Genomic DNA, 18,417 nt, shown 5'->3' with positions numbered 1-18,417 from the left:
TGTCAGCCTAGGCGCGTGTCCTTATCCCGCCGGGCCCTGGTGACGCTGGGGCTGCTCGGGGCGTCCGGCTGCGTGAGCGGGCCGCCGGCCGCGCGACGGCTGAGGCTGGCGACGGGGACGGCGGGCGGGCTGTACGAGGCGCTGGGCAACCGGTTCGCCGCCGAACTGACCCGGAGAGGTTTCCCGACCACGCCGATGCCGAGCACGGGCAGCATCGAGAACCTCACCCGCCTCGCCGACAACCGGGCCGACCTGGGGCTCGCGCTGGCCGACAGCGCCGACTTCTTCGTGCGCCGGCGGCGCCGCGCGGTCTCCGCCGTGGCCCGGATCTACCTCAACTACGTGCACCTGGTCGTGCCGGCCTCCTCGCCCATCACCACCGTGCGCGACCTGGCCGGCAAGCGCGTCTCCGTCGGCCCCGAGGGCTCCGGGACGCACCTCACCGCGCTGAGGGTGCTGGAGGTCCTGCGGCTGCGGGTCACCGAGAGCGGCTTCGACCTGGACGGCTCGCTCAAGGCTCTGGAACGGGGGACGATCGACGCGCTGTTCTGGTCGGGCGGCGTCCCCACCCCCGCCGTGGCCACCCGGCGCGGCCTGCGCCTGGTGCCCCTGGACGAGGTGGTGCTCCCGCTGCGCCGGGCGTTCGGCCCCTTCTACGAGATCGCCCTGGTGCCCACCGGCGTGTACGGCGCGACGCGGCCCGTCCAGACCGTGGGCACGCCGAGCTACCTGGTCTGCCGCGTCGGGCTGCCCGAGGACGTCGCCTTCGACGTGACCAGGATCCTGTTCGAGAGCCGCGACAGGCTGGGCGCGCCCGACGCGCCGGGCATGGTCCTGGTCAAGCGGTACGCGATCACTACCGGTGTGGTGCCGCTGCACGAGGGCGCCGCCCGCTACTACCGCGCCGACTACGGCTGAGCGGCCACCGGCCCGGCCTGGGCGAACTCCACGACCAGCCCGCGCGGCTCGGCGGGCAGCAGGCGCAGCGTGCCGCCGCTGAGCCGGGCCAGCTCGGCGGCGATCGCCAGCCCGAGCCCGCTGCCCGGCACGTTGACGTGCTCGGCCGACCGCCAGAACCGGCCCAGCGCCTCCCCGCGTTCCCTGGCGCTCAGCCCCGGCCCGTCGTCCTCGACGCGGAGCGTGCCGCCGCGCAGCGTCACCGACACGCGCCCGCCTTCCGGTACGAACTTGTGCGCGTTGTCGAGCGCGATGTCGGCGATCCTGATCACGGCGGCCGGTCCCGTCCAGGACGGCGGCAGGTCGGCGACGAGGTCGATGCCCTGGGCCGCGTACACCTCGCGCCACGTCCTCAGCCGGGCGGCGAGCTGGGCGGCCACGTCGGTCTTCCGCACCACGCCGGCCGCCTCGGTCCTGGCCAGCGCGAGCAGGTCGTCCACCAGCCGGGCCAGGCGTGACGCCTCGGCCAGCGCCTCCTCGTACTCCTCCTTGCCCTCGTCCGCCAGGTACGGCTCCAGGTTCTCGATCCGCAGGATCAGCCCGGTCAGCGGGGTGCGCAGCTCGTGCGAGGCGTCGGCCACGAACGCCCGCTGCCGCTCCATCGCGGCGGCGACCGCGTCGCCCATCGCGTTGAAGCGCTCCTGCAGCGCGCGCAGCTCCGAAGGGCCGGCCTCCGGCACGGCGTGGGTGTCGTGCCTGCCCTCGGCGATGGCCTGCGTCATCCGGTCCAGCTCGATCACCGGACGCATGATCCACCGGGTGAGGCGTCTGGCCGCCAGCGCGCCGTACCCGAGGGAGACCATCGCGGCCAGGGCCAGCGTGCCCCACACCACGGTCACGTCACGCACGGCCTGGGTGGCCGGAGCGCGCAGGAGCGTGACGCCGGACAGCTGCGAGCCGCTGCCGACCGGCTGCGCGATGAGCACGGTGCTCGGGCCGAAGGGGGTGATGGGGGGCAGGCTCTCGGTCATCCTGCCGGACAGGGCCACCCTGACCGCCTCACGGTCACCGGCGACCAGGGCGCCGGCCCTGGCGAGGACGTTGCCCTCGCGGTCGAGGACCTCGACGGCGGCGCCGTACAGGTCGGTGTAGCGGTTGATCTCCTCGGCCAGGACCCTGAGGTCGTTCAGGCGGATCGCGGAGTCGGCCAGCTCGGTGATGCGGTGGCTGTCGGCCCGCCGGTCGAGGAGGAGCCGGTTGGTGCGGTGGGTGGAGTAGGCGAGACCGAGAGGCACCGCCAGTGACGCGATCATGAGGACGATCAGAGTCGTGAAGGTGCCGACCAGCCTGCGTCTCACCGCACGCCCAGGCGGTAACCGGTGCCGCGCAGGGTCTCCACCAGCTCGGGGCGGCCGGTCTTGGCGCGCAGGCACGCCACGTGCACGTCGAGGGAGCGCGAGGCCGACAGGAACGGGTCGCCCCACACCTCGTCGAGGATCTCCTCACGGCTGCGCACCGCCCCGGGCCGGCGGGCCAGCAGCGCCAGGACCTCGAACTCGCGCCGGGTCAGCGAGATCGGCTCGCCCGCCACGCTCACCCGCCGCGCGGCCAGGTCGATGCGCACGTCGCCGACCTCGACCACCTGGGTGCCGGGCGGCAGCGGACGGGTGCCGCGGCGGACGACCGCCTCCATGCGCGCCAGCAGCTCGGCCGTACGGAACGGCTTGACCAGATAGTCGTCGGCCCCGCCGCGCAGGCCGCGCAGGACGTCGCGCTCGCCCGAGCGGGCGGTGAGCACGATGACCGGGACGGCCGACGCGCGGCGCAACTGCCGCAGCACCTCCATGCCGTCCATGTCGGGCAGGCCCAGGTCCAGGAGCACGAAGTCGTTGTCTCCGGCGAGGCGGAGACAGCCGTTGGCCTGGGCGACGCGCTGGACGACGTTCCCGTGCCGTTGGAGTGCGGTGGTCAGCGCCGCGGCCAACCGGTCATCGTCTTCCACGAGGAGAACACGCACGGCCTCAGTTAAGCACGAGCACCCGGACGTGGGCGGGCAACAGCCGGGCGGACGCCGGGCCTCCGCGAGCGCGAGCGCCTGGGCCGCGTTCTGCTCGACGAGCAGGATCGCGACGCCGCTCTCGCGGATGCGTCCGAGCGCGTCGAAGACCGCCCGGACCATGAGAGGCGCGAGGCCCACCGACGGCTCGTCGAGCATGAGCAGCCTCGGCCGGGTCATCAGCGCCCGCCCGATGGCCAGCATCTGCTGCTCGCCGCCGCTCATGGTGTCGGCGCGCTGGTCCAGGCGTTCGGCGAGCCTCGGGAACAGCTCCAGCACGCGGCGGCCTCCTTGCGGGTACGGAGGTGCGCGCCGGCGGCCACGGCCACGTTGTCGAGGACCGACAGGGCGGCGAAGGGCCTGGTGAGCTGGAAGGTGCGGACCAGCCCCGCCCTGGCGCGCAGATGGGTGGGCCGCGCGGTGACGTCCTGACCGTCGAACTCGATCCGGCCGCTGTCCGGGCGCTGCTCACCGGAGATCACCGAGAACAGCGTGGTCTTGCCCGCCCCGTTGGGGCCGATGACCGCGTGGATGGTGCGCGGCTCGACCTCGAACGTGACCCCGCCCAGCGCCCGCAGGCCGCCGAACGCCTTGCTCACGTCCGTCAGACGAAGGATCATCGCGGCCTCCTGGCGAATCTCCCGTACAGCCCGCGAGGCATGGCCAGGACCACGACGATCAGCAGGACGGCCTACATGATCACGTCGAGTCCGCAGCTTCGCGCCGCCGAGCGGGTGGATGGAGCCTATCTTGATGGTCCCTGAGGCGTCGGCGGCGTCGGGGGCGGCGCCTCCGGGCGCGGAGCCACCGCAGGCGGTCACCGTCAGGGCGAGGAGCGTACCTACCGCCCTGGTCAAGCAGACCAGCCCCGCCTGGTCACACCCGCCACCGGGGCGGACTGCGGGCTGTCATGTCTGTCAACCTGCTGTGAACCCGCGCGAGATGGGAAGGCGAGCAAAGGTCATGTGGTACGAGTGTGATGAGTAAAGCGGGGGGAAGATTCACACATCCGGCGCGATACACCATGTGCGCGCACGGAGGTGCCCCGACCTTGTCGCACAGTAGTCAGAAAGTCAGGTCAATGCGGATTTTGGTCCTCGGCGGTGACGGTTATCTCGGCTGGCCCACCGCGCTCCACCTCTCTCAGTGCGGGCACGAGGTCGCCGTCGCCGACAACTTCGTCCGGCGGCAGTACGACTTCGAGCTCGGCGTGGAAAGCCTGGTGCCGATCGAATCCCTGCACACCAGGATCGCCACGTGGCACCGGCTCACCGGCAAGACCATTCAGGCGTACATCGGCGATCTGACCGAGGCGGACTTCACCTACGACATGATCCGCGACTTCCGCCCTGAGGCGGTGGTCCACTTCGCCGAGCAGCGCGCGGCGCCCTACTCGATGATCGACCGCAAGCACGCGGTCTACACGCAGGTCAACAACGTCGCCGGCACGCTCAACGTGCTCTACGCGATCGCCGAGACCGACCCGGACATCCACCTGGTCAAGCTGGGCACCATGGGCGAGTACGGCACGCCCAACATCGACATCGAGGAAGGCTGGCTGGAGGTCGAGCACAAGGGGCGCAAGGACCGCGTGCTCTACCCCAAGCGGCCCGGCTCGTTCTACCACCTGTCCAAGGTGCACGACAGCCACAACATGGAGTTCGCCTGCCGGATCTGGGGCCTGCGCGCGACCGACCTCAACCAGGGCGTCGTCTACGGCCAGCAGACCCCGGAGACCAGCCTCGACGACCGGCTCGCCACCCGGTTCGACTACGACGCGGTGTTCGGCACGGTCCTCAACAGGTTCGTCGTCCAGGCGGTGCTCGGCCACCCCCTCACCGTCTACGGCACCGGCGGCCAGACGCGCGGGATCATCGACATCCGCGACACCGTCCGGTGCGTCCAGCTGGCCTGCGAGAACCCGGCCGAGCGCGGCGAGTTCCGGGTGTTCAACCAGATGACCGAGTCGCTGTCGGTCGCCCAGATCGCCGAGACCGTCGCCCGCAGCTTCCCCGACGAGGTGGTCGTCGACAACCTCGCCAACCCCCGGGTCGAGAAGGAGGAGCACTACTACAACGTGGTCCACAGCGGCCTGGTCGAGCTCGGCCTCGAACCCCACCTGCTGTCCGACACCCTCATCACGTCGCTGTTCGACGTGACCAAGCGCTACGCCGACCGCGTCGACCTGGACGCCATGCGGCCGCGGGTCGACTGGCGGGGCGCGCTGAAGGGCGAGAACCGGCGGTGAGCGCGGAGGAAGGCGCGTTCGCGCGGGCCACCGGCCGGACCGCGGAGCGGGAGGAGGGCGGCCACGACAAGCCCCGCTACCGCCGCTACCAGTTCGACCTGATCGCCCCGCACTGCGGGCGCAGCGTGCTGGAGGTGGGGGCCGGGCTCGGCGAGTTCGCGAGCCAGTTCACCGGCCTGGACCGGCTCGTGGTCACCGACGTCGACCCCGACGCGGTCAAGGTGATGAAGGCCCGGTTCGCCGGCCGCGGCGAGGTCGAGGCGGCGCAGTTCGACCTCTCCTGCGGCGCCACCCTGGACCGTCCGGTCGAGACCGCGATCGCCATCAACGTGCTGGAGCACTTCGAGGACGACGCGGCCCTCCTCACCCTGCTGGCCCGCTCGGTCGTCCCCGGCGGCACGCTGGTCCTGTGGGTCCCGGCCTACCAGAGCCTGTACGGCGACTTCGACCGCAAGGTCGGCCACTTCCGCCGCTACACCCCGGCCACCCTCAGGGACGCCGCGGTGCGCGCCGGGCTGGAGGTCGAGCTGGCCCGCCCGGTCAACCTGCTCGGCGGGCTCGCCTGGTGGGCCGCCGTGCGGCTGGGCAAGGCCGGCTCGCCCAAGGCGGGCGCCGTCGGCCTGTACGACCGGGTCCTGGTCCCGGTCACCCGGGTGCTCGACCGGGTCCTGCCGATCCCGTTCGGCCAGTCGATCCTCGGCGTCTTCCGGGTGCCCGAGGGCCGGGGGCACGCGGCGCCGTGAACAGGCTCCGTCGTCTCCTGCGGGGCGCCCTCCCGCGCATCTTCGGGCGCTACGCGATCGGGTCGGTGGTGGCGGGCGTGGTCAGCGAGGTCACGCTGCTGACGGTGTACGGGCTCGGGCTCCTCAGCGCCTCGATGGCCTCCGTCGTCGCCTGGGGACTCGGCGCGATCGTCAACTACGTGCTCAACCGGTCATGGGCCTGGAAGGTGCGCGGGCGGCCCAAGCCGCTGCGCGAGCTGCTCCCGTACTGGCTGACCGCGGTGGCGGGGCTGGCCATCGCCTCCTGGGGCACCGCGGCCGCCGACCGGATCGGGCACCAGATCTTCACCACCGACGGCCCCCGCGTGGTGTTCGTGGGAGCCGTCTTCCTGGGGATCTACGGGCTGCTGTTCGTGGCGAAGTTCTTCCTGTTCCACTACTTCGTCTTCGCCGGCACCGGCTCCGAGGAGGAGCGCGCGGACGCCGGAGAGGAGGGCGAAGCGGGGCGGCGGCGCTCGCGCAGCCAGGTCCCGACGACGACCCGCGAGTAGCGGTAGCCGTAGACGAGGTTGCCGCCCTTCTTGGTGGTGCCGGCCGCGCGCAGCCGCATCGTGGCCGGCACCTCCACCACCCGGAACCCCCGGGAGATCACCCCGATCAGCAGCTCGGACGACTGGTACTGCGGCTGCTTGAGCGTGACCGCCCCGGTGACCTCCGCGCGCATGGCCCGCAGGCCGAAGGAGGTGTCGGTGATCCGCTGCCCGGTGAACCGGCTGATCAGCCAGGCGAACACGTGCACCCCGAGGCGGCGGACCCGGTCGTGGGTCTCCTGCCGCCCGAGCACGCGGGAGCCGGTGGCGAAGTCGGCCTCCCCGTCGACGACCGGGGCGAGCACCCGCGTGATGTCGGCCGGATCGTACTGCCCGTCGGCGTCCGTGGTGACGATGTAACGAGCGCCGCTCTCGCGCGCCAGCCGGTAGCCGAGCCGCAGCGCCGCCCCCTGCCCGCGGTTGACCGGGACGTCGCAGACCATGGCCCCGGCCTTGCGCGCCTCGGCCGCGGTCCTGTCGGTGGCGCCGTCGACGACCACGATGGTCGCGGTCTCCATGCCGTGGACGATGGCGGGGATGCCGTTCACCGTCGCGCCGATGCTGTGCTCCTCGTCGTACGCGGCGATGACGATCGCGACAGGAGGCAGGTCGGAGCCGTACTGGGCGGTGAACTCCGCCACGGCGGCGGCGTCGATGTCCGGCGGCGTCTCCGCGCTCGTCATGCGTCATCCTCCGTTGTGTCACTCTTTGCCGCAGCCGATTCTGGCCGAGAAGGCGCGAAGTCCGGCCATACCGTGGCCATTCCTGAGGTCACATCGTGACGTGGCCGATATCCGATCGCCCGCGCCGCCGAGACGTCGAGCACCACGGCCGGCATCTCGCCCTGTTTCGCGGGCACCCGCTCGACCGGGATCGGCGCCCCGGTGACCTTCCGCGCGGCGTCGATCAGCTCGTTGACGCTCACCGACACGCCGGACCCGACGATCAGGGGACCGTCGTGGTCCGCGCGCCAGGCGAGCAGCACGGCCTGGACCACGTCGTCGACATGGACGTAGTCGCGCAGCTGCCCCCCGTCCCCGTACACCTGGACCCCTCTACCCTCGGCGGCGGCTCTCATCAGCCTCGGGACGAAACTGTCCTTGCGCAGCATGCCCGGCCCGTAGACGTTGGCGAACCGCAGCGCGACCGTGCGCATCCCGTAGACCCCGGAATAGGCGCTGAGCAGCATCTCCGCCGCGGCCTTGGTCGCGCCGTACGGGGTGAGCGGGCGCAGCGCCAGGCTCTCGGTGATGCGGGCGCCGCCCACGTCGCCGGTGACCGCGTTGGTCGACGCCAGCAGGAACCGCGGCACCGCCCGCTCCCTGGCGAGCTCCAGCAGCCCCGCCGTGGCCTCGACGTTGGTCGCGTACGTCCCCGCCGGGTCCTCCACCGACCGGAGCACCGACGTGACGGCGGCGAGATGGACCACCGCGTCCAGCCCGGCGGTCACCGCCCGCTCGCGCACCCCGGGATCGCGCAGGTCGCCCACGACGGACGTGACCCCGGGATCAGGGTGGGGGTGCAGGTCGGCCACGGTCACCTCGGCCCCTTCGCCGAGCAGCGCCGCCACCAGCCGCCTTCCGATGAACCCCGATCCGCCCGTCACGAGCACCCGGGCTCCGGTCACGTCCGGCATCTCCTGGCATTCCTTTCCCTCGGGTCCCAGCGACGATACCGGCATCCGGAGTGCGGCCCGGCCGTGCTCCCGGCCCGGGGCGGCCATTCTCAGCAAACCCTTGGACTCGGTGCGTAGGCTACGGTCTCTCTCGTCCTGGCGACCGATCATGAGGCAGTTGGAGGAGTACGCGTGAGCCCAGCTCTGGTGGTGGGTCCTCCGCTGGTGGCCGGCCTGGTCCTCGCGCTGGTCGCGCAGCGGCGCGGCTGGTCGCCGCCGCTGTGGGCGGCGCTGTGCCTCGGAGCCGTGCTGCGCGTCGTCGCCCTGGCGTGGGCCGCGCAGGACCCGGCCCAGCCGTACGACTTCGCCGTCGACTTCTCGGAAGCGGCCGACGAGGTGCTCGCCGGGCACAACCCGACCACCCACATGCGCGACGGCGGCTGGCACTTCCTGCCGTTCCTCGCCTACGTGCTCGCCGGGCAGAAGGAGCTGGGCGACCTGCTCGGGCTCTCCTGGAACGTGGCGGGCCGGATCGTCCCCGTCCTGGCCGACCTGGCGCTGATCCCGCTGGTGGCCAAGCTCGCCGGCGAGCGCGGGGCGCTGCGCGGCTTCCAGTACGCGTGCGTGCCGCTCGGCGTCATGGTCAGCGGCCTGCACGGCCAGTTCCCGCCGCTCACCCTGGCCTTCGGGGTGGCCGCCCTGGTAGCCGCCAGGGCCGGCCGGGCCCACTGGGCCGGGGTGCTCATGGGCCTGTCGGTGGCCTGCACCAACTGGTCCGTCCTGCTGGTGCCCGGCGTCGTGCTCGCCGTCGCCGGGACGCGCCGCCTGGTGGTGCTCGGCTGGACCGCGGCCGTCCCCGGGCTCTGGCTGCTCAGCAGCTCGGTGTTCCTGGACACCCCGGTCACCGGGCTGGTCGACCTGGCCAGGGCCATCATGTCGACGCGCCCGGTGGTGGGCGACTGGGGCTGGACCGCCCTGGTGACGGGCGGCGACCAGACGGTGTCGGCCGGCCTCGGCAGGATCGGCACGCTCGTGCTGGTCGCCGGGCTGCTCGCGGCCGTGTGGTGGTGGCGCAGGGCCGATCCGATCGACCTCACGCTGGTCCTGCTGCTCGTCTTCCTCGTCCTGACGTACCGGCTCGGCGCCCAGTACCTGCTGTGGCCGGTGCCCTACCTGCTCGCCCGCCCCGGCCGCTTCACGTGGCCGGCGATCATCGCCGCCAGCGCCTGGGCCGCGGCGGGCTACCTGCGTATCCAGCCGTTCACCGGGATGGGGTGGTGGCAGTTCCACGGCGTGTGGGCGCTGTCCTCCTTCCTGGTCATCCCCTTCCTGCTCGCCGCCCTGCCGCCCAGGAACGCGCCGCGCCCCGCCGAGGACGAGCGCGCCGCCGAGCCGGTACGGGAGACCAAGGCGGAGTCAGAACCTTAGCCGCGGCCAGCCCTCGGTGTCCCGCAGCAGCTGCCGGTCGTGGGTGGCCAGGACCACCGCCGCGGCGGTCGCGCCCAGCGCCTCGGTCAGCTCCTCGACCAGGGTCATCGACAGGTGGTTGGTCGGCTCGTCCATGAGCACGACATGCGGGCGCGCGGCCAGCATGACGGCCAGGTCGAGCCGCCGCCGCTGACCGACCGACAGCTCCGTCACCGGCCGCCGGGCGGCCTCCGCGGGCAGCAGGCCGAGCTGGGAGAGGCCGACCTGGTCGGACTCCTTCAGCGCGCCCGAGGTGACGAGCCCGCCGATCGCGGCCTCGTACACCTCCACGGCCCGCCGCCGGGACGGCGGGGGCGACTCCTGGGCGAGCAGGCCGATCCGCGCGCCCCGATGGCGCTGCACGGAGCCGGTGGCGGGGGCGAGCGTCCCGGCGAGCACGCCGATCAGGGTGGACTTGCCCGAGCCGTTGGGCCCCGTCACCACCAGGCGGTCGCCGGAGCGCAGCAGCACCGAGCAGGGCACGTCGATCCTGCCGGTCACGGTGACCTCGTCGGCGCGCAGCAGCACCGCCCCCGGCATGGACCCCATCTGAGGGGGCCGGAAGCGCAGCGGCGGCGGGGGGACGTCGAGGACGTGCGCCTCCAGGTCCTCCTGACGCCGGTGGACGGCGCGCACCAGAGCGGGCGCCCGCGTGGCGCGGGTGTGCTTGCCCGTGCCCTTCTCCGGTCGCCATCCGGTGGTCAGCCGGTTCTGGGCGGCGGACAGGTCCTGCGCGAGCCGGTGGCGCTCGGCCAGCTGGTCGCGGTGGGCGGTCTCCCACCGCTCCCGCTCGGCGCGGCTGCCCTCCCGGTAGCCGGCGTAGCCGCCGCCGTACACGCGGGGGCGGCCGTCGCTGGTCGGGTCCAGGTCGAGGACCGCGGTGACGACGTCCGCCAGGAGCGCCCGGTCGTGGCTGACCAGGACCACGCCGCCCGGGTAGGCCCGCAGCCGGTCGGTCAGGTGGTCCAGGCCACCGGCGTCGAGGTGGTTGGTCGGCTCGTCCAGGAGCAGCAGGTCGTATCCGGCGCCGAGCAGGCAGGCCAGCCGGATCCGGTAGCGCTGGCCGACCGACAGGCCGGCCAGCGGGCGGTCCCGGTCGTGCGTCGCGCCGAGCGCGCCGAGCGAGATGTCGACCCGGCGGCCGGCGTCCCAGGCGTCGATGGACTCGGCGGCCGACAGCGCGCCCGCGTACTCCTCGTCCGCGCCGGGGCGTCCCTCGGCGAGCGCGAGCGTCGCGGACTCCAGCGCTTCCAGCACGGCGCGCACCTGGGCCAGTTCGAGGTCGATCAGGTCGCCGACTGTGCGGCCGTCGCCGGCCGGGATCACCTGGTCGGCGACGCCGACGGTGCCGGCCCGGCGCACCGTGCCGGAGTCGGGGTCGAGGGAGCCGGCGAGCACCCGCAGCAGCGTGGTCTTGCCCCGGCCGTTCTCGCCCACCACCCCCAGCCGGTCGCCGCGTGAGACGGTCAGGTCGACACCGTTCAGTACCGCCCGGCCACCGCGGGCGAGACGCAGCTCGGTGGCGTTGAGATGAGCCCGGGCATGGGCAGGCAGAGCACTCGTGGACATGCTTCCTCCACGGGGCCGCGATCGCGCGTGCGGAAGGCCCCGCTGACAAGGGATGGACGACGACGGAAGATCCGGCCGGGTCAGCGGCCGGTGGCGTCGCCATCAGAGGAAGTACAAGTGCACGCCCCGATGCTAACAAAGGACCCCGGCGTCTCCCCAGGGGTTGAAACGTGCCCGGTCAGCCGGGGAGGCGGTAGACCGACACGTGGGAGGGCGAGTCGGCGGTGAACTCGGCTCCGGCCCAGTCGGCGTGCCTGCTCTCCAGCTCGAACCCGGCCAGCTGCGCCATGAGGTCGAGCTCGGCCGGCCAGATGTACCGGTGCGGGCTGCGCGACAGCCGGGCCTGCCTGCCGTCGCCGAACCGGAAGTGGTGCGAGACGACGTGCTGGCGCAGCACGTCGTAGGTGTCGAGGCCGATGTAGCCCGGCTCGCACTGCCAGACCGTGGCCTGCTGCCCCGGCGGCAGCTTGCGCAGCTCCGGCACCCACAGCTCGATCACGAACCGGCCGCCGGGCCCGAGGTGACGGGCGGCGTTGCGGAAGCACGCGACCTGCTGGGCCTGCGTGAGCAGGTTGGAGATCGTGTTGTAGACGAGGTAGACCAGCGTGTACGTCCCCGGCGCGACGGCCGTCGCCATGTCGCCTTCGACGACCGGGATCGTCGCCTCGTCGGCTTTGGTCCGGAGCTGATCGATCATCGGGCGGGACAGCTCGATGCCGGTGACGCTCACGCCGCGCTCGGCGAGCGGCACGGCCACCCGGCCGGTTCCGACGGCGAACTCGAGCGCCCGGCCGCCGCCCGCGAGCTCGGCGAGGCGGGCCACGGCCGGCTCCAGGACCTCGGGGGCGAACATGCCGGCGCCCGGAGTGTCGTAGCCCCGGGCGGCCTCGGAGTCCCAGATGTCCTGCTGTCGCATACCGGCCATGATCGTGATCCGTGTCGGGGGTGTCGAACGGTTTTCCCCGCCCGGGCGACCGGCTCCACCCTCCGGGGAGCGCGGGGAAGCCGCCGGCCGTCAGGTCCACGAGGCGGGCGGCCACGTCGCGGGCGTCGACCGGCTGGAACCGCAGCCCGCCGGGGACCGGGACGACCGGGAGCCTGGCCACCCGCGTCACCGCCTTGAGCACCAGGTCGTGGAACTGGGCGGCGCGCAGCATCGTCCAGGGGACGCCCGAGTCCATCACGGCCCGCTCGGCGTCGCGCTGGTAGCGGAACCAGGCCAGCGGCACGCGGTCCGCGCCGATCACCGAGATGTGCGCCAGGTGCCGGACCCCGGCGCGCGGCGGCCGCGGTCAGGTTGCGGGCCGCCACGTCGTCGTCCTTCGGGCCGCCCGCCAGGTGCAGGACGGTCCCGGCGCCGTCCACGGCCGGCTGGAGGCCCTCGCCCGTGAGCAGGTCGGCGGTGACGTCGCCGCCCCGCCGGGCGAGGACGCGCACCTCGTGCCCGGCGGAGCGCAGCAGCGGTACGACGAGCCTGCCGAGGGTCCCCGCGTCGGGAGGACCCGCGCGACCGCGCTGATGCTCGCCGCCTGCGGTGGCACGCCCGAGAGCGAGCCCGCCGCCGGCGGCGACAAGAAGATCACTGTCTGCAGCGGCCGCAGCGAGTCGCTGGTCAAGCCGCTCCTCGTCACCGCCCGGGTGCCCGGCCACGCCGTCACGGTCGCCGCCGGCTCGGCCGTGCGGGTGCGGGTCGACGGGGCGTGCCGGGTGTGGCGTGACCACAAGCGGGCTCACTTGGACAGGTAGAGGGTCTTCCAGGTGCCGACGTACAGGCAGACGTCGGACGGCTGGGTCCGCTTGCCCTCGGAGCAGACCTTGAGCTCGACCTGGTAGACGTCGTGGTCGGTGAACGAGAACTTCTTGGCCGTCCGGTAGGTGCAGTCGCGGATGCTGCGGTGCTTGAACGGCAGCTGGTTCCCGTCCCGGTAGGTGATGCGGAACACGGCCCAGCCGCAGACCTTGGACGAGGCGGCGTAGTCGTAGACCTTGCCGGTGATCTTCACGGAGTCGGCGGTGGGGAGGTCGGCGTGGTCCTCGCCCTTGGCCGTCAGCGTGCCGACGGCCTTGGCCTTCTGGCCGGGGGCGTAGCGGGGGCCCCAGGGCGAGGACGCCTCGGCCGAGGCGGTCGCGGCCTGGGCGGCGGGGGCGATCAGCAGCATGGCGCCGGCGGCGAGGGCGAGAGCGGCGACGGGGCGGGAGAGCGACATCGGTGCGGTCCTTTCGGGAGGTGTTGAGCGCACTGTCCGTCGCACCGCTTGCAGGACCCTTGCCGTGTGGAATACGCGGCTTTCAACCCCCTTGCTCCCGGTTCGCTGTGCGGTCGCCGGGGACGCCGGTCAAAGCGTGACGAACTCCGATAACGTCGGCGCATGCTGAAGACGATCGTGCTGGTGGTGGCGGGCGCGATGCTGGTGCCCGCGCAGGCCCCCGCCATCCCGAAGAACTTCCTGCTGTACGAGAAGCAGGCGCGGCAGGACAACGAGCACTGGTTCGTCAGCCAGGACGACATGGAGGAGGTCTGGAACATCCAGTGCTCCCCCGTCATGTTCTCCGGGTGGAAGGCCAGGCGCGACGCCGCGTACGACACCCGGATCGGCGGCGGTCAGCGCACCGACCGCAGACGCGGCGAGCAGCTGTTCGTGTTCGGCTCCGCCAAGGGCGCGGGGAAGATGATGGACCGGATGCGGGCGCTGATCAAGGAGTGCGGCGGGACGGTCAAGTCCAAGCGGTTGCGCATCGGCGACGAGGCCCTGCAGGCCGCGCGGACGATCAAGGCCACGAAGAGGACGCCGTTCCCGCAGACGCAGAAGTTCGTCGCCGTGCGCGAGGGCTCCGCCGTGGCGATCTACTGGGACATGCACAACGCCGCCGAGCCGCTGCGCACCCTGGCCAGGCACCGGGCGGACGCCACGAAGATGGCGGCCAAGATGGCCCGCTACTGGTCGAGGTAGGCCCTGGCGTCCTGGTGCACCAGGCAGACGATCACGGAGACGGCCAGGGCGAGACCCAGGATGGCGCTGAGAGCGAGACCGCCGTTGGCCAGCAGGTTGACGAGGTAGCCCAGGACGTTCAGCGCCATGACCACGACGAGGCTGACGCGGGCCCAGCGCCTGCGCGCCGCGAGCTTGACCGTCAGGAAGGCGATGAGCACGACCAGGACGGCGCTCCACAGGATGACCATGACGAGCCGCGTGGCCTCCTGCGGGGTCTGGCCGGCCTCACCGGCGGCGGTGAACAGCAGGACGACGACGGCCACGCCCATCAGCGCGATGTCGATCCAGAGCAGGATCTGAGCGGTCAGCACCGGTCCTGGCACAGGGGTGGCTGCGTCCATGGCACGACCGTAGCGGCCCCACCCGCCCCCGGCCCCGCCTTTTGTGAAGGCTTATCGTCCGTCAGCCGATGATCCGGCGCGCGCCCGGCGGTCGAAATATATCGGCCTACTTGACGAATCTCGCCGCGATCCGCTTGCCCGCGCGCTGGGCGGGCGCCTCCACCAGCCGGTACGTCAGAGCCGCGCAGCCGAGCAGCGCCCCCAGCACCACCAGGCCCAGTCCGGCCCGGTACGGCCACGCGACGGCGGCCGGATCCGCCAGCAGCCCGTCCACGATCTCCAGCAGGATCGGGTGCAGCAGGTAGACCGAGTAGCTCACCATGCCCAGCCAGGCCCACCACGCCGGCACCCGCCGCCCGGCCAGCAGCATCCCGGCCGCGAACGTGGCCCACGCCGCCAGCACCGCGCTCACCCACGGCCACGGGACGCCGTCGCCGTGCCAGAGCGCCGCCGCCACCGCGGCGACCGGCACGCTCCCCGCCAGTGCCGCCGCCCGCCACGGCGCGACCTGCCCGTCCCGCACCCGGTACAGGGCCGTGCCGGCGAACATGGTGGCCAGGATCGTCAGGCTCTGCCAGGCCGGGATCCGCCCGTTCACCAGGATCAGCCCGAGCACCACCACCCCGAGCGCCAGCGCCCCGGCCCGACGCGCACCCGGACGCCCGCTCAGCACCCCGGCCAGCCCGCACCCCACCAGCGCGATCACGGCGAGCACGGTGCCGAGCGTCGCCCCGGCCCCGCGCGACAGCAGCACCGACGGCAGCACCCCGCCCAGCAGCACGGCCGCGGCCCCGAACCCGAAGGCGACCTCCGCGCTCCGCCTGTGCGCCCCGGCCACGTACAGGGCGGTGACCAGGAGGTAGAAGGCCATCTCGTACGAGAGCGTCCAGAGCACGTTGAGCACGTTCGGCACGTTGAGCAGGTCCTGCAGCATGGTCAGATGCCCGAGCACCGCCGACGCCGGCCGGTCGGTGAGCCAGACGTGCATCGGGTCGACGCCGGAGACGGCCAGCAGCAGGGCCGCCGCCACGGCCACCGCCCACAGCGGGTAGAGCCGGAAGAACCGGCCGGCCCAGAACCCGGCCACGCTGCCCCGCCGCTCCAGCGAGGCGGGGATCACGTAACCGCTCACCAGGAAGAACACCATGACGCCGTAGATCCCGGCGTCGAACCAGGGCCCGGTGACGGCGCGCAGCTCCGGGTAGAGCGGGTCGAGCGCGTGCTCGTACACGACCACGAGCGCGGCGACGGCGCGCAGCGCGTCCAGCCAGCCCAGGCGGCTCTCGCGAGGAGGAACGGGCGCGAGTGTCTCCCGGGTCCCGGTGGAGTTGGCCATCGAGGCCCGAGGCTACCGCGTGGTACGCCCTTTTTAGCCGGAACCGTAGAAGATCGAGCGAAGGGCGGGAGTTGTCCCGCCCATACCGATCACCCGTTCACGCTCACATGTTGATCATGTGGCCGGCCAGGCCGTGGATCGCCTCCTTGACCGCCTCGCCCAGCGTCGGGTGGGCGTGCACGTTGCGGGCCACCTCGTGCACCGTCAGGTCCCACTGCTGGGCCAGCGTCAGCTCCGGCAGCAGCTCGGTGACCTCGGGGCCGATCAGGTGGGCGCCCAGCAGCTCGCCGTGCTCGTTGTCACTGATGATCTTGACGAAGCCGTTCGGGTCGCCCAGCCCGTGGGCCTTGCCGTTGGCGGTGAACGGGAACTTCACCACCTTGACGTCATAGCCCAGGTCGCGGGCCTGCGTCTCGGTGTAGCCGAAGCTGGCCACCTGCGGCTGGCAGTAGGTGGCGCGCGGGATCATCACGTAGTCGAGCTCCATGGTTTCGGCGCCCGCGATGGTCTCGGCGGCGATGATGCCCATCGCCTCGGCGGCGTGCGCCAGCATCAGCTTGGCCGTGACGTCGCCGATCGCGAAGATGTGCGGCACGTTCGTGCGCAGCCGGCCGTCGACCGCGATGGCGCCCCGGTCGGTCAGCTCGACGCCCGTCTTCTCCAGGCCGTAGCCGTCGACGCGCGGCTGGAAGCCGATCGCCTGCAGCACCTTGTCGGCCTCCAGCACCTGCTGCTGCCCGTCGCGCGACACGGTGACCTTGACCGAGGAGCCGGTGTCCTCGATGTTCTCCACCCGGGTGGAGGTGTGCAGCTCGATGCCCAGCCGCTTGTAGCGCTTGGCCAGCTCGGCCGAGACCTCCTCGTCCTCCAGCGGCACGATCCGGTCGAGGAACTCCACGATCGTGACCTTGACGCCGTAGTTGTGCAGCACGTACGCGAACTCCACGCCGATGGCGCCCGCGCCCGCGATGATGACGCTGCCGGGCAGCTCCTCAGAGAGGATCTGCTCCTCGTACGTCACCACGCGGTCCGACAGCGACGTGCCGGGGATCAGCCGGGTGGTCGCGCCGGCGGCGATGATGCAGTGGTCGAAGGTGATCGTCTCGTCGTTCACCTGGATGGTGTTGGCGTCGAGGAACGTGCCCCGGCCGTCGTACTCCTTGATGGAGTTCTTCTTCATCAGGTAGTGGATGCCCTTGACCCGGCCGTCCGCGACCTTGCGGCTGCGGGTGAAGGCGGCGCCGTAGTCGAACGTGACCTCACCCTGGATGCCGAAGATCTTGGCCTCCTTGGTGAAGATGTGGGCCAGTTCGGCGTTGCGCAGCAGCGCCTTGGACGGGATGCAGCCCACGTTCAGGCAGACGCCTCCCCAGTACTTCTCCTCGATGACCGCCGTGCGGAGCCCGAGCTGGGAGGCACGGACGGCGGCCGTGTATCCCCCCGGACCCGCGCCCAGGACCACGACGTCGTAGTGAGTGCTCATGAGTCGGACCATACCGCCCGCCGGGGGGCGCGCCTGACCGTCACCCCCGCGGCTGGACGTCCACCCGGTAGGGCAGCACCAGCTCGTCGGCCACCATACCTCGGATACCCCAGTTGACCTGCGGCATCTCGATGATGGTGATTTCCACGTCTTCCGGGTCGTACGGGAGCCGCTCGTAGATCGTACGGATGAGCGCGCGCTTGGCGTCGTCGTCGCGGCCGGTGAAACAGACGATCTCCACGATCAGGTAGGCGTCGGAGCGCTGCGGGCAGATCAGGTCGTCGGCGTCGAGCAGCAGGAACCGGTGGAACCGCTTGCCCTCCGGCAGCCCCCACGCGTCGACCAGACAGCCCTGGAGCAGGTCGGAGACCTCGCGCTGCCGTCCGGCCCACACGTCGCGCCGCCCGTAGACCTTCACCTGTGCCATGTCGGCCACTATAGAAGGCATGATCCGCATCCTGCTGGCCGACGACGAAACCATGATCCGCGCCGGCGTCCGGGCCATCCTGGCGTCGGACCCGGAGCTGGAGGTGGTGGCCGAGGCCGGTGACGGGCGCGAGGCGGTGGACCTGGCGATCAGCCACCACCCCGACGTGGCGCTGCTCGACATCCGCATGCCGCGGCTGGACGGGCTGGCCGCGGCGGCCGAGCTGCGGCGGGCGGCGCCCGGCACGGGGGTGGTGATGTTGACCACGTTCGGCGAGGACGACTACATCGCCAAGGCTCTGGAGCTGGGCGCGAGCGGCTTCCTGCTCAAGTCGGGCGACCCGCGCGAGCTGCTCGCGGGCGTGCGCGCGGTGGCCGGCGGCGCGGCCTACCTGTCGCCGAAGGTCGCCCACAGGGTGATCACCCAGCTCTCCGGCGGCCGGATGGCGCGCGGCGCGCACGCCCGTGACCGGACGGCGTCGCTGACCGAACGCGAGCGCGAGGTGCTGGCGCTGCTCGGCTCCGGCCTGTCGAACGCGGAGATCGCCGGCCGGCTGCATCTCGTGGAGGGCACGGTGAAGGCCCATGTGAGCGCCATACTCACCCGGCTGGGCGTGCGCAACCGGGTGCAGGCGGCGATCATCGCCTACGAGGCCGGGTTGGTAGCCTGACGC

21 protein-coding genes are annotated in these 18,417 nt (G+C 72.3%); 9 read left to right on the top strand and 12 right to left on the bottom strand.

What is annotated here, in order from left to right:
• The first annotated feature begins 15 nt into the window (after nucleotides 1-15).
• Nucleotides 16-918 carry a TAXI family TRAP transporter solute-binding subunit gene (locus ACQEUU_RS00330; RefSeq protein ID WP_433058609.1) on the top strand — a complete coding sequence of 301 codons (903 nt, stop codon included), beginning with the start codon at nucleotides 16-18 and terminating at the stop codon, nucleotides 916-918.
• On the opposite strand, the gene ACQEUU_RS00325 is transcribed toward ACQEUU_RS00330, so the two are convergent.
• The 3 genes from ACQEUU_RS00325 to ACQEUU_RS00315 form a co-directional block, all read right to left on the bottom strand.
• Nucleotides 909-2,210, bottom strand: coding sequence for an ATP-binding protein (locus ACQEUU_RS00325; protein WP_433058607.1), 1,302 nt, complete (start codon nucleotides 2,208-2,210; stop codon nucleotides 909-911). The two genes, ACQEUU_RS00330 and ACQEUU_RS00325, sit on opposite strands and share 10 nt — an antisense overlap.
• A 41-nt stretch (nucleotides 2,211-2,251) precedes the next feature.
• Complete coding sequence (locus tag ACQEUU_RS00320) at nucleotides 2,252-2,914, bottom strand: response regulator transcription factor (protein ID WP_433071683.1); 663 nt, start codon at nucleotides 2,912-2,914, stop codon at nucleotides 2,252-2,254.
• Between the two features lie 260 nt (nucleotides 2,915-3,174).
• Complete coding sequence (locus ACQEUU_RS00315) at nucleotides 3,175-3,573, bottom strand: ATP-binding cassette domain-containing protein (protein WP_433058605.1); 399 nt, start codon at nucleotides 3,571-3,573, stop codon at nucleotides 3,175-3,177.
• A gap of 461 nt (nucleotides 3,574-4,034) precedes the next feature.
• Between ACQEUU_RS00315 and ACQEUU_RS00310 the strand changes: the two genes are divergently transcribed.
• From ACQEUU_RS00310 to ACQEUU_RS00300, 3 genes are read left to right on the top strand one after another with little or no spacing between them, the layout of a single operon-like run.
• Nucleotides 4,035-5,201 carry an NAD-dependent epimerase/dehydratase family protein gene (locus ACQEUU_RS00310; RefSeq protein WP_433058602.1) on the top strand — a complete coding sequence of 389 codons (1,167 nt, stop codon included), beginning with the start codon at nucleotides 4,035-4,037 and terminating at the stop codon, nucleotides 5,199-5,201.
• Nucleotides 5,198-5,944, top strand: a complete 747-nt coding sequence (locus ACQEUU_RS00305) for a class I SAM-dependent methyltransferase (RefSeq protein WP_433058600.1) — start codon at nucleotides 5,198-5,200, stop codon at nucleotides 5,942-5,944. Before ACQEUU_RS00310 ends, ACQEUU_RS00305 begins: the two co-directional genes overlap by 4 nt.
• A complete protein-coding gene (locus tag ACQEUU_RS00300; RefSeq protein ID WP_433058597.1) occupies nucleotides 5,941-6,474 on the top strand; it encodes a GtrA family protein in 534 nt (177 codons plus the stop codon). Before ACQEUU_RS00305 ends, ACQEUU_RS00300 begins: the two co-directional genes overlap by 4 nt.
• Here ACQEUU_RS00300 and ACQEUU_RS00295 read toward each other — a convergent pair.
• Nucleotides 6,360-7,196, bottom strand: coding sequence for a glycosyltransferase family 2 protein (locus ACQEUU_RS00295; protein ID WP_433058594.1), 837 nt, complete (start codon nucleotides 7,194-7,196; stop codon nucleotides 6,360-6,362). The genes ACQEUU_RS00300 and ACQEUU_RS00295 overlap by 115 nt on opposite strands.
• On the bottom strand, nucleotides 7,193-8,149 hold the full coding sequence (locus tag ACQEUU_RS00290) for an NAD-dependent epimerase/dehydratase family protein (protein ID WP_433058591.1): 957 nt from the start codon (nucleotides 8,147-8,149) through the stop codon (nucleotides 7,193-7,195). Before ACQEUU_RS00290 ends, ACQEUU_RS00295 begins: the two co-directional genes overlap by 4 nt.
• Before the next feature lie 171 nt (nucleotides 8,150-8,320).
• On the opposite strand from ACQEUU_RS00290, the gene ACQEUU_RS00285 reads away from it, so the two are divergent.
• Entirely contained in the window at nucleotides 8,321-9,556 is a 1,236-nt protein-coding gene (locus ACQEUU_RS00285; RefSeq protein ID WP_433058589.1) for a hypothetical protein, read from the top strand.
• Here the strand turns inward: ACQEUU_RS00285 and ACQEUU_RS00280 are convergent.
• Nucleotides 9,545-11,164: an ABC-F family ATP-binding cassette domain-containing protein gene (locus ACQEUU_RS00280; protein ID WP_433058586.1), complete on the bottom strand. Its 1,620-nt coding sequence runs from the start codon at nucleotides 11,162-11,164 to the stop codon at nucleotides 9,545-9,547. The two genes, ACQEUU_RS00285 and ACQEUU_RS00280, sit on opposite strands and share 12 nt — an antisense overlap.
• A 178-nt stretch (nucleotides 11,165-11,342) precedes the next feature.
• Nucleotides 11,343-12,089, bottom strand: coding sequence for a class I SAM-dependent methyltransferase (locus tag ACQEUU_RS00275; protein ID WP_433058584.1), 747 nt, complete (start codon nucleotides 12,087-12,089; stop codon nucleotides 11,343-11,345).
• An 11-nt stretch (nucleotides 12,090-12,100) separates the two neighbouring features.
• Between ACQEUU_RS00275 and ACQEUU_RS00270 the strand changes: the two genes are divergently transcribed.
• Nucleotides 12,101-12,373, top strand: coding sequence for a hypothetical protein (locus ACQEUU_RS00270; RefSeq protein ID WP_433058581.1), 273 nt, complete (start codon nucleotides 12,101-12,103; stop codon nucleotides 12,371-12,373).
• A gap of 42 nt (nucleotides 12,374-12,415) precedes the next feature.
• Entirely contained in the window at nucleotides 12,416-12,910 is a 495-nt protein-coding gene (locus ACQEUU_RS00265; RefSeq protein WP_433058578.1) for a hypothetical protein, read from the top strand.
• Here the strand turns inward: ACQEUU_RS00265 and ACQEUU_RS00260 are convergent.
• Complete coding sequence (locus ACQEUU_RS00260; protein ID WP_433058575.1) at nucleotides 12,895-13,371, bottom strand: hypothetical protein; 477 nt, start codon at nucleotides 13,369-13,371, stop codon at nucleotides 12,895-12,897. The two genes, ACQEUU_RS00265 and ACQEUU_RS00260, sit on opposite strands and share 16 nt — an antisense overlap.
• A 162-nt stretch (nucleotides 13,372-13,533) precedes the next feature.
• Between ACQEUU_RS00260 and ACQEUU_RS00255 the strand changes: the two genes are divergently transcribed.
• A complete protein-coding gene (locus ACQEUU_RS00255) occupies nucleotides 13,534-14,115 on the top strand; it encodes a hypothetical protein (protein WP_433058572.1) in 582 nt (193 codons plus the stop codon).
• Here ACQEUU_RS00255 and ACQEUU_RS00250 read toward each other — a convergent pair.
• From ACQEUU_RS00250 to ACQEUU_RS00235, 4 genes are all read right to left on the bottom strand, one after another.
• Entirely contained in the window at nucleotides 14,100-14,498 is a 399-nt protein-coding gene (locus tag ACQEUU_RS00250; protein WP_433058569.1) for a hypothetical protein, read from the bottom strand. The two genes, ACQEUU_RS00255 and ACQEUU_RS00250, sit on opposite strands and share 16 nt — an antisense overlap.
• Nucleotides 14,499-14,604: 106 nt before the next feature.
• The gene (locus tag ACQEUU_RS00245; RefSeq protein ID WP_433058566.1) at nucleotides 14,605-15,834 is read right to left on the bottom strand and encodes an acyltransferase family protein; all 1,230 of its coding nucleotides are present in this window, start codon (nucleotides 15,832-15,834) and stop codon (nucleotides 14,605-14,607) included.
• Nucleotides 15,835-15,937: 103 nt separating this feature from the next.
• Nucleotides 15,938-17,317: a dihydrolipoyl dehydrogenase gene (gene lpdA / locus ACQEUU_RS00240; RefSeq protein ID WP_433058563.1), complete on the bottom strand. Its 1,380-nt coding sequence runs from the start codon at nucleotides 17,315-17,317 to the stop codon at nucleotides 15,938-15,940.
• Nucleotides 17,318-17,357: 40 nt separating this feature from the next.
• Nucleotides 17,358-17,744, bottom strand: a complete 387-nt coding sequence (locus ACQEUU_RS00235; protein ID WP_433058560.1) for a tautomerase family protein — start codon at nucleotides 17,742-17,744, stop codon at nucleotides 17,358-17,360.
• 19 nt (nucleotides 17,745-17,763) lie between these two features.
• Between ACQEUU_RS00235 and ACQEUU_RS00230 the strand changes: the two genes are divergently transcribed.
• Nucleotides 17,764-18,414: a response regulator gene (locus tag ACQEUU_RS00230; protein ID WP_433058557.1), complete on the top strand. Its 651-nt coding sequence runs from the start codon at nucleotides 17,764-17,766 to the stop codon at nucleotides 18,412-18,414.
• Nucleotides 18,415-18,417 lie beyond the last annotated feature (3 nt).

It is taken from the genome of Nonomuraea sp. CA-218870 (assembly GCF_050936535.1).
Taxonomy (GTDB): domain Bacteria; phylum Actinomycetota; class Actinomycetes; order Streptosporangiales; family Streptosporangiaceae; genus Nonomuraea; species Nonomuraea corallina.
Note: the sequence above shows the minus strand (reverse complement) of the source record. Positions and strands in the feature narration are given on the sequence as shown.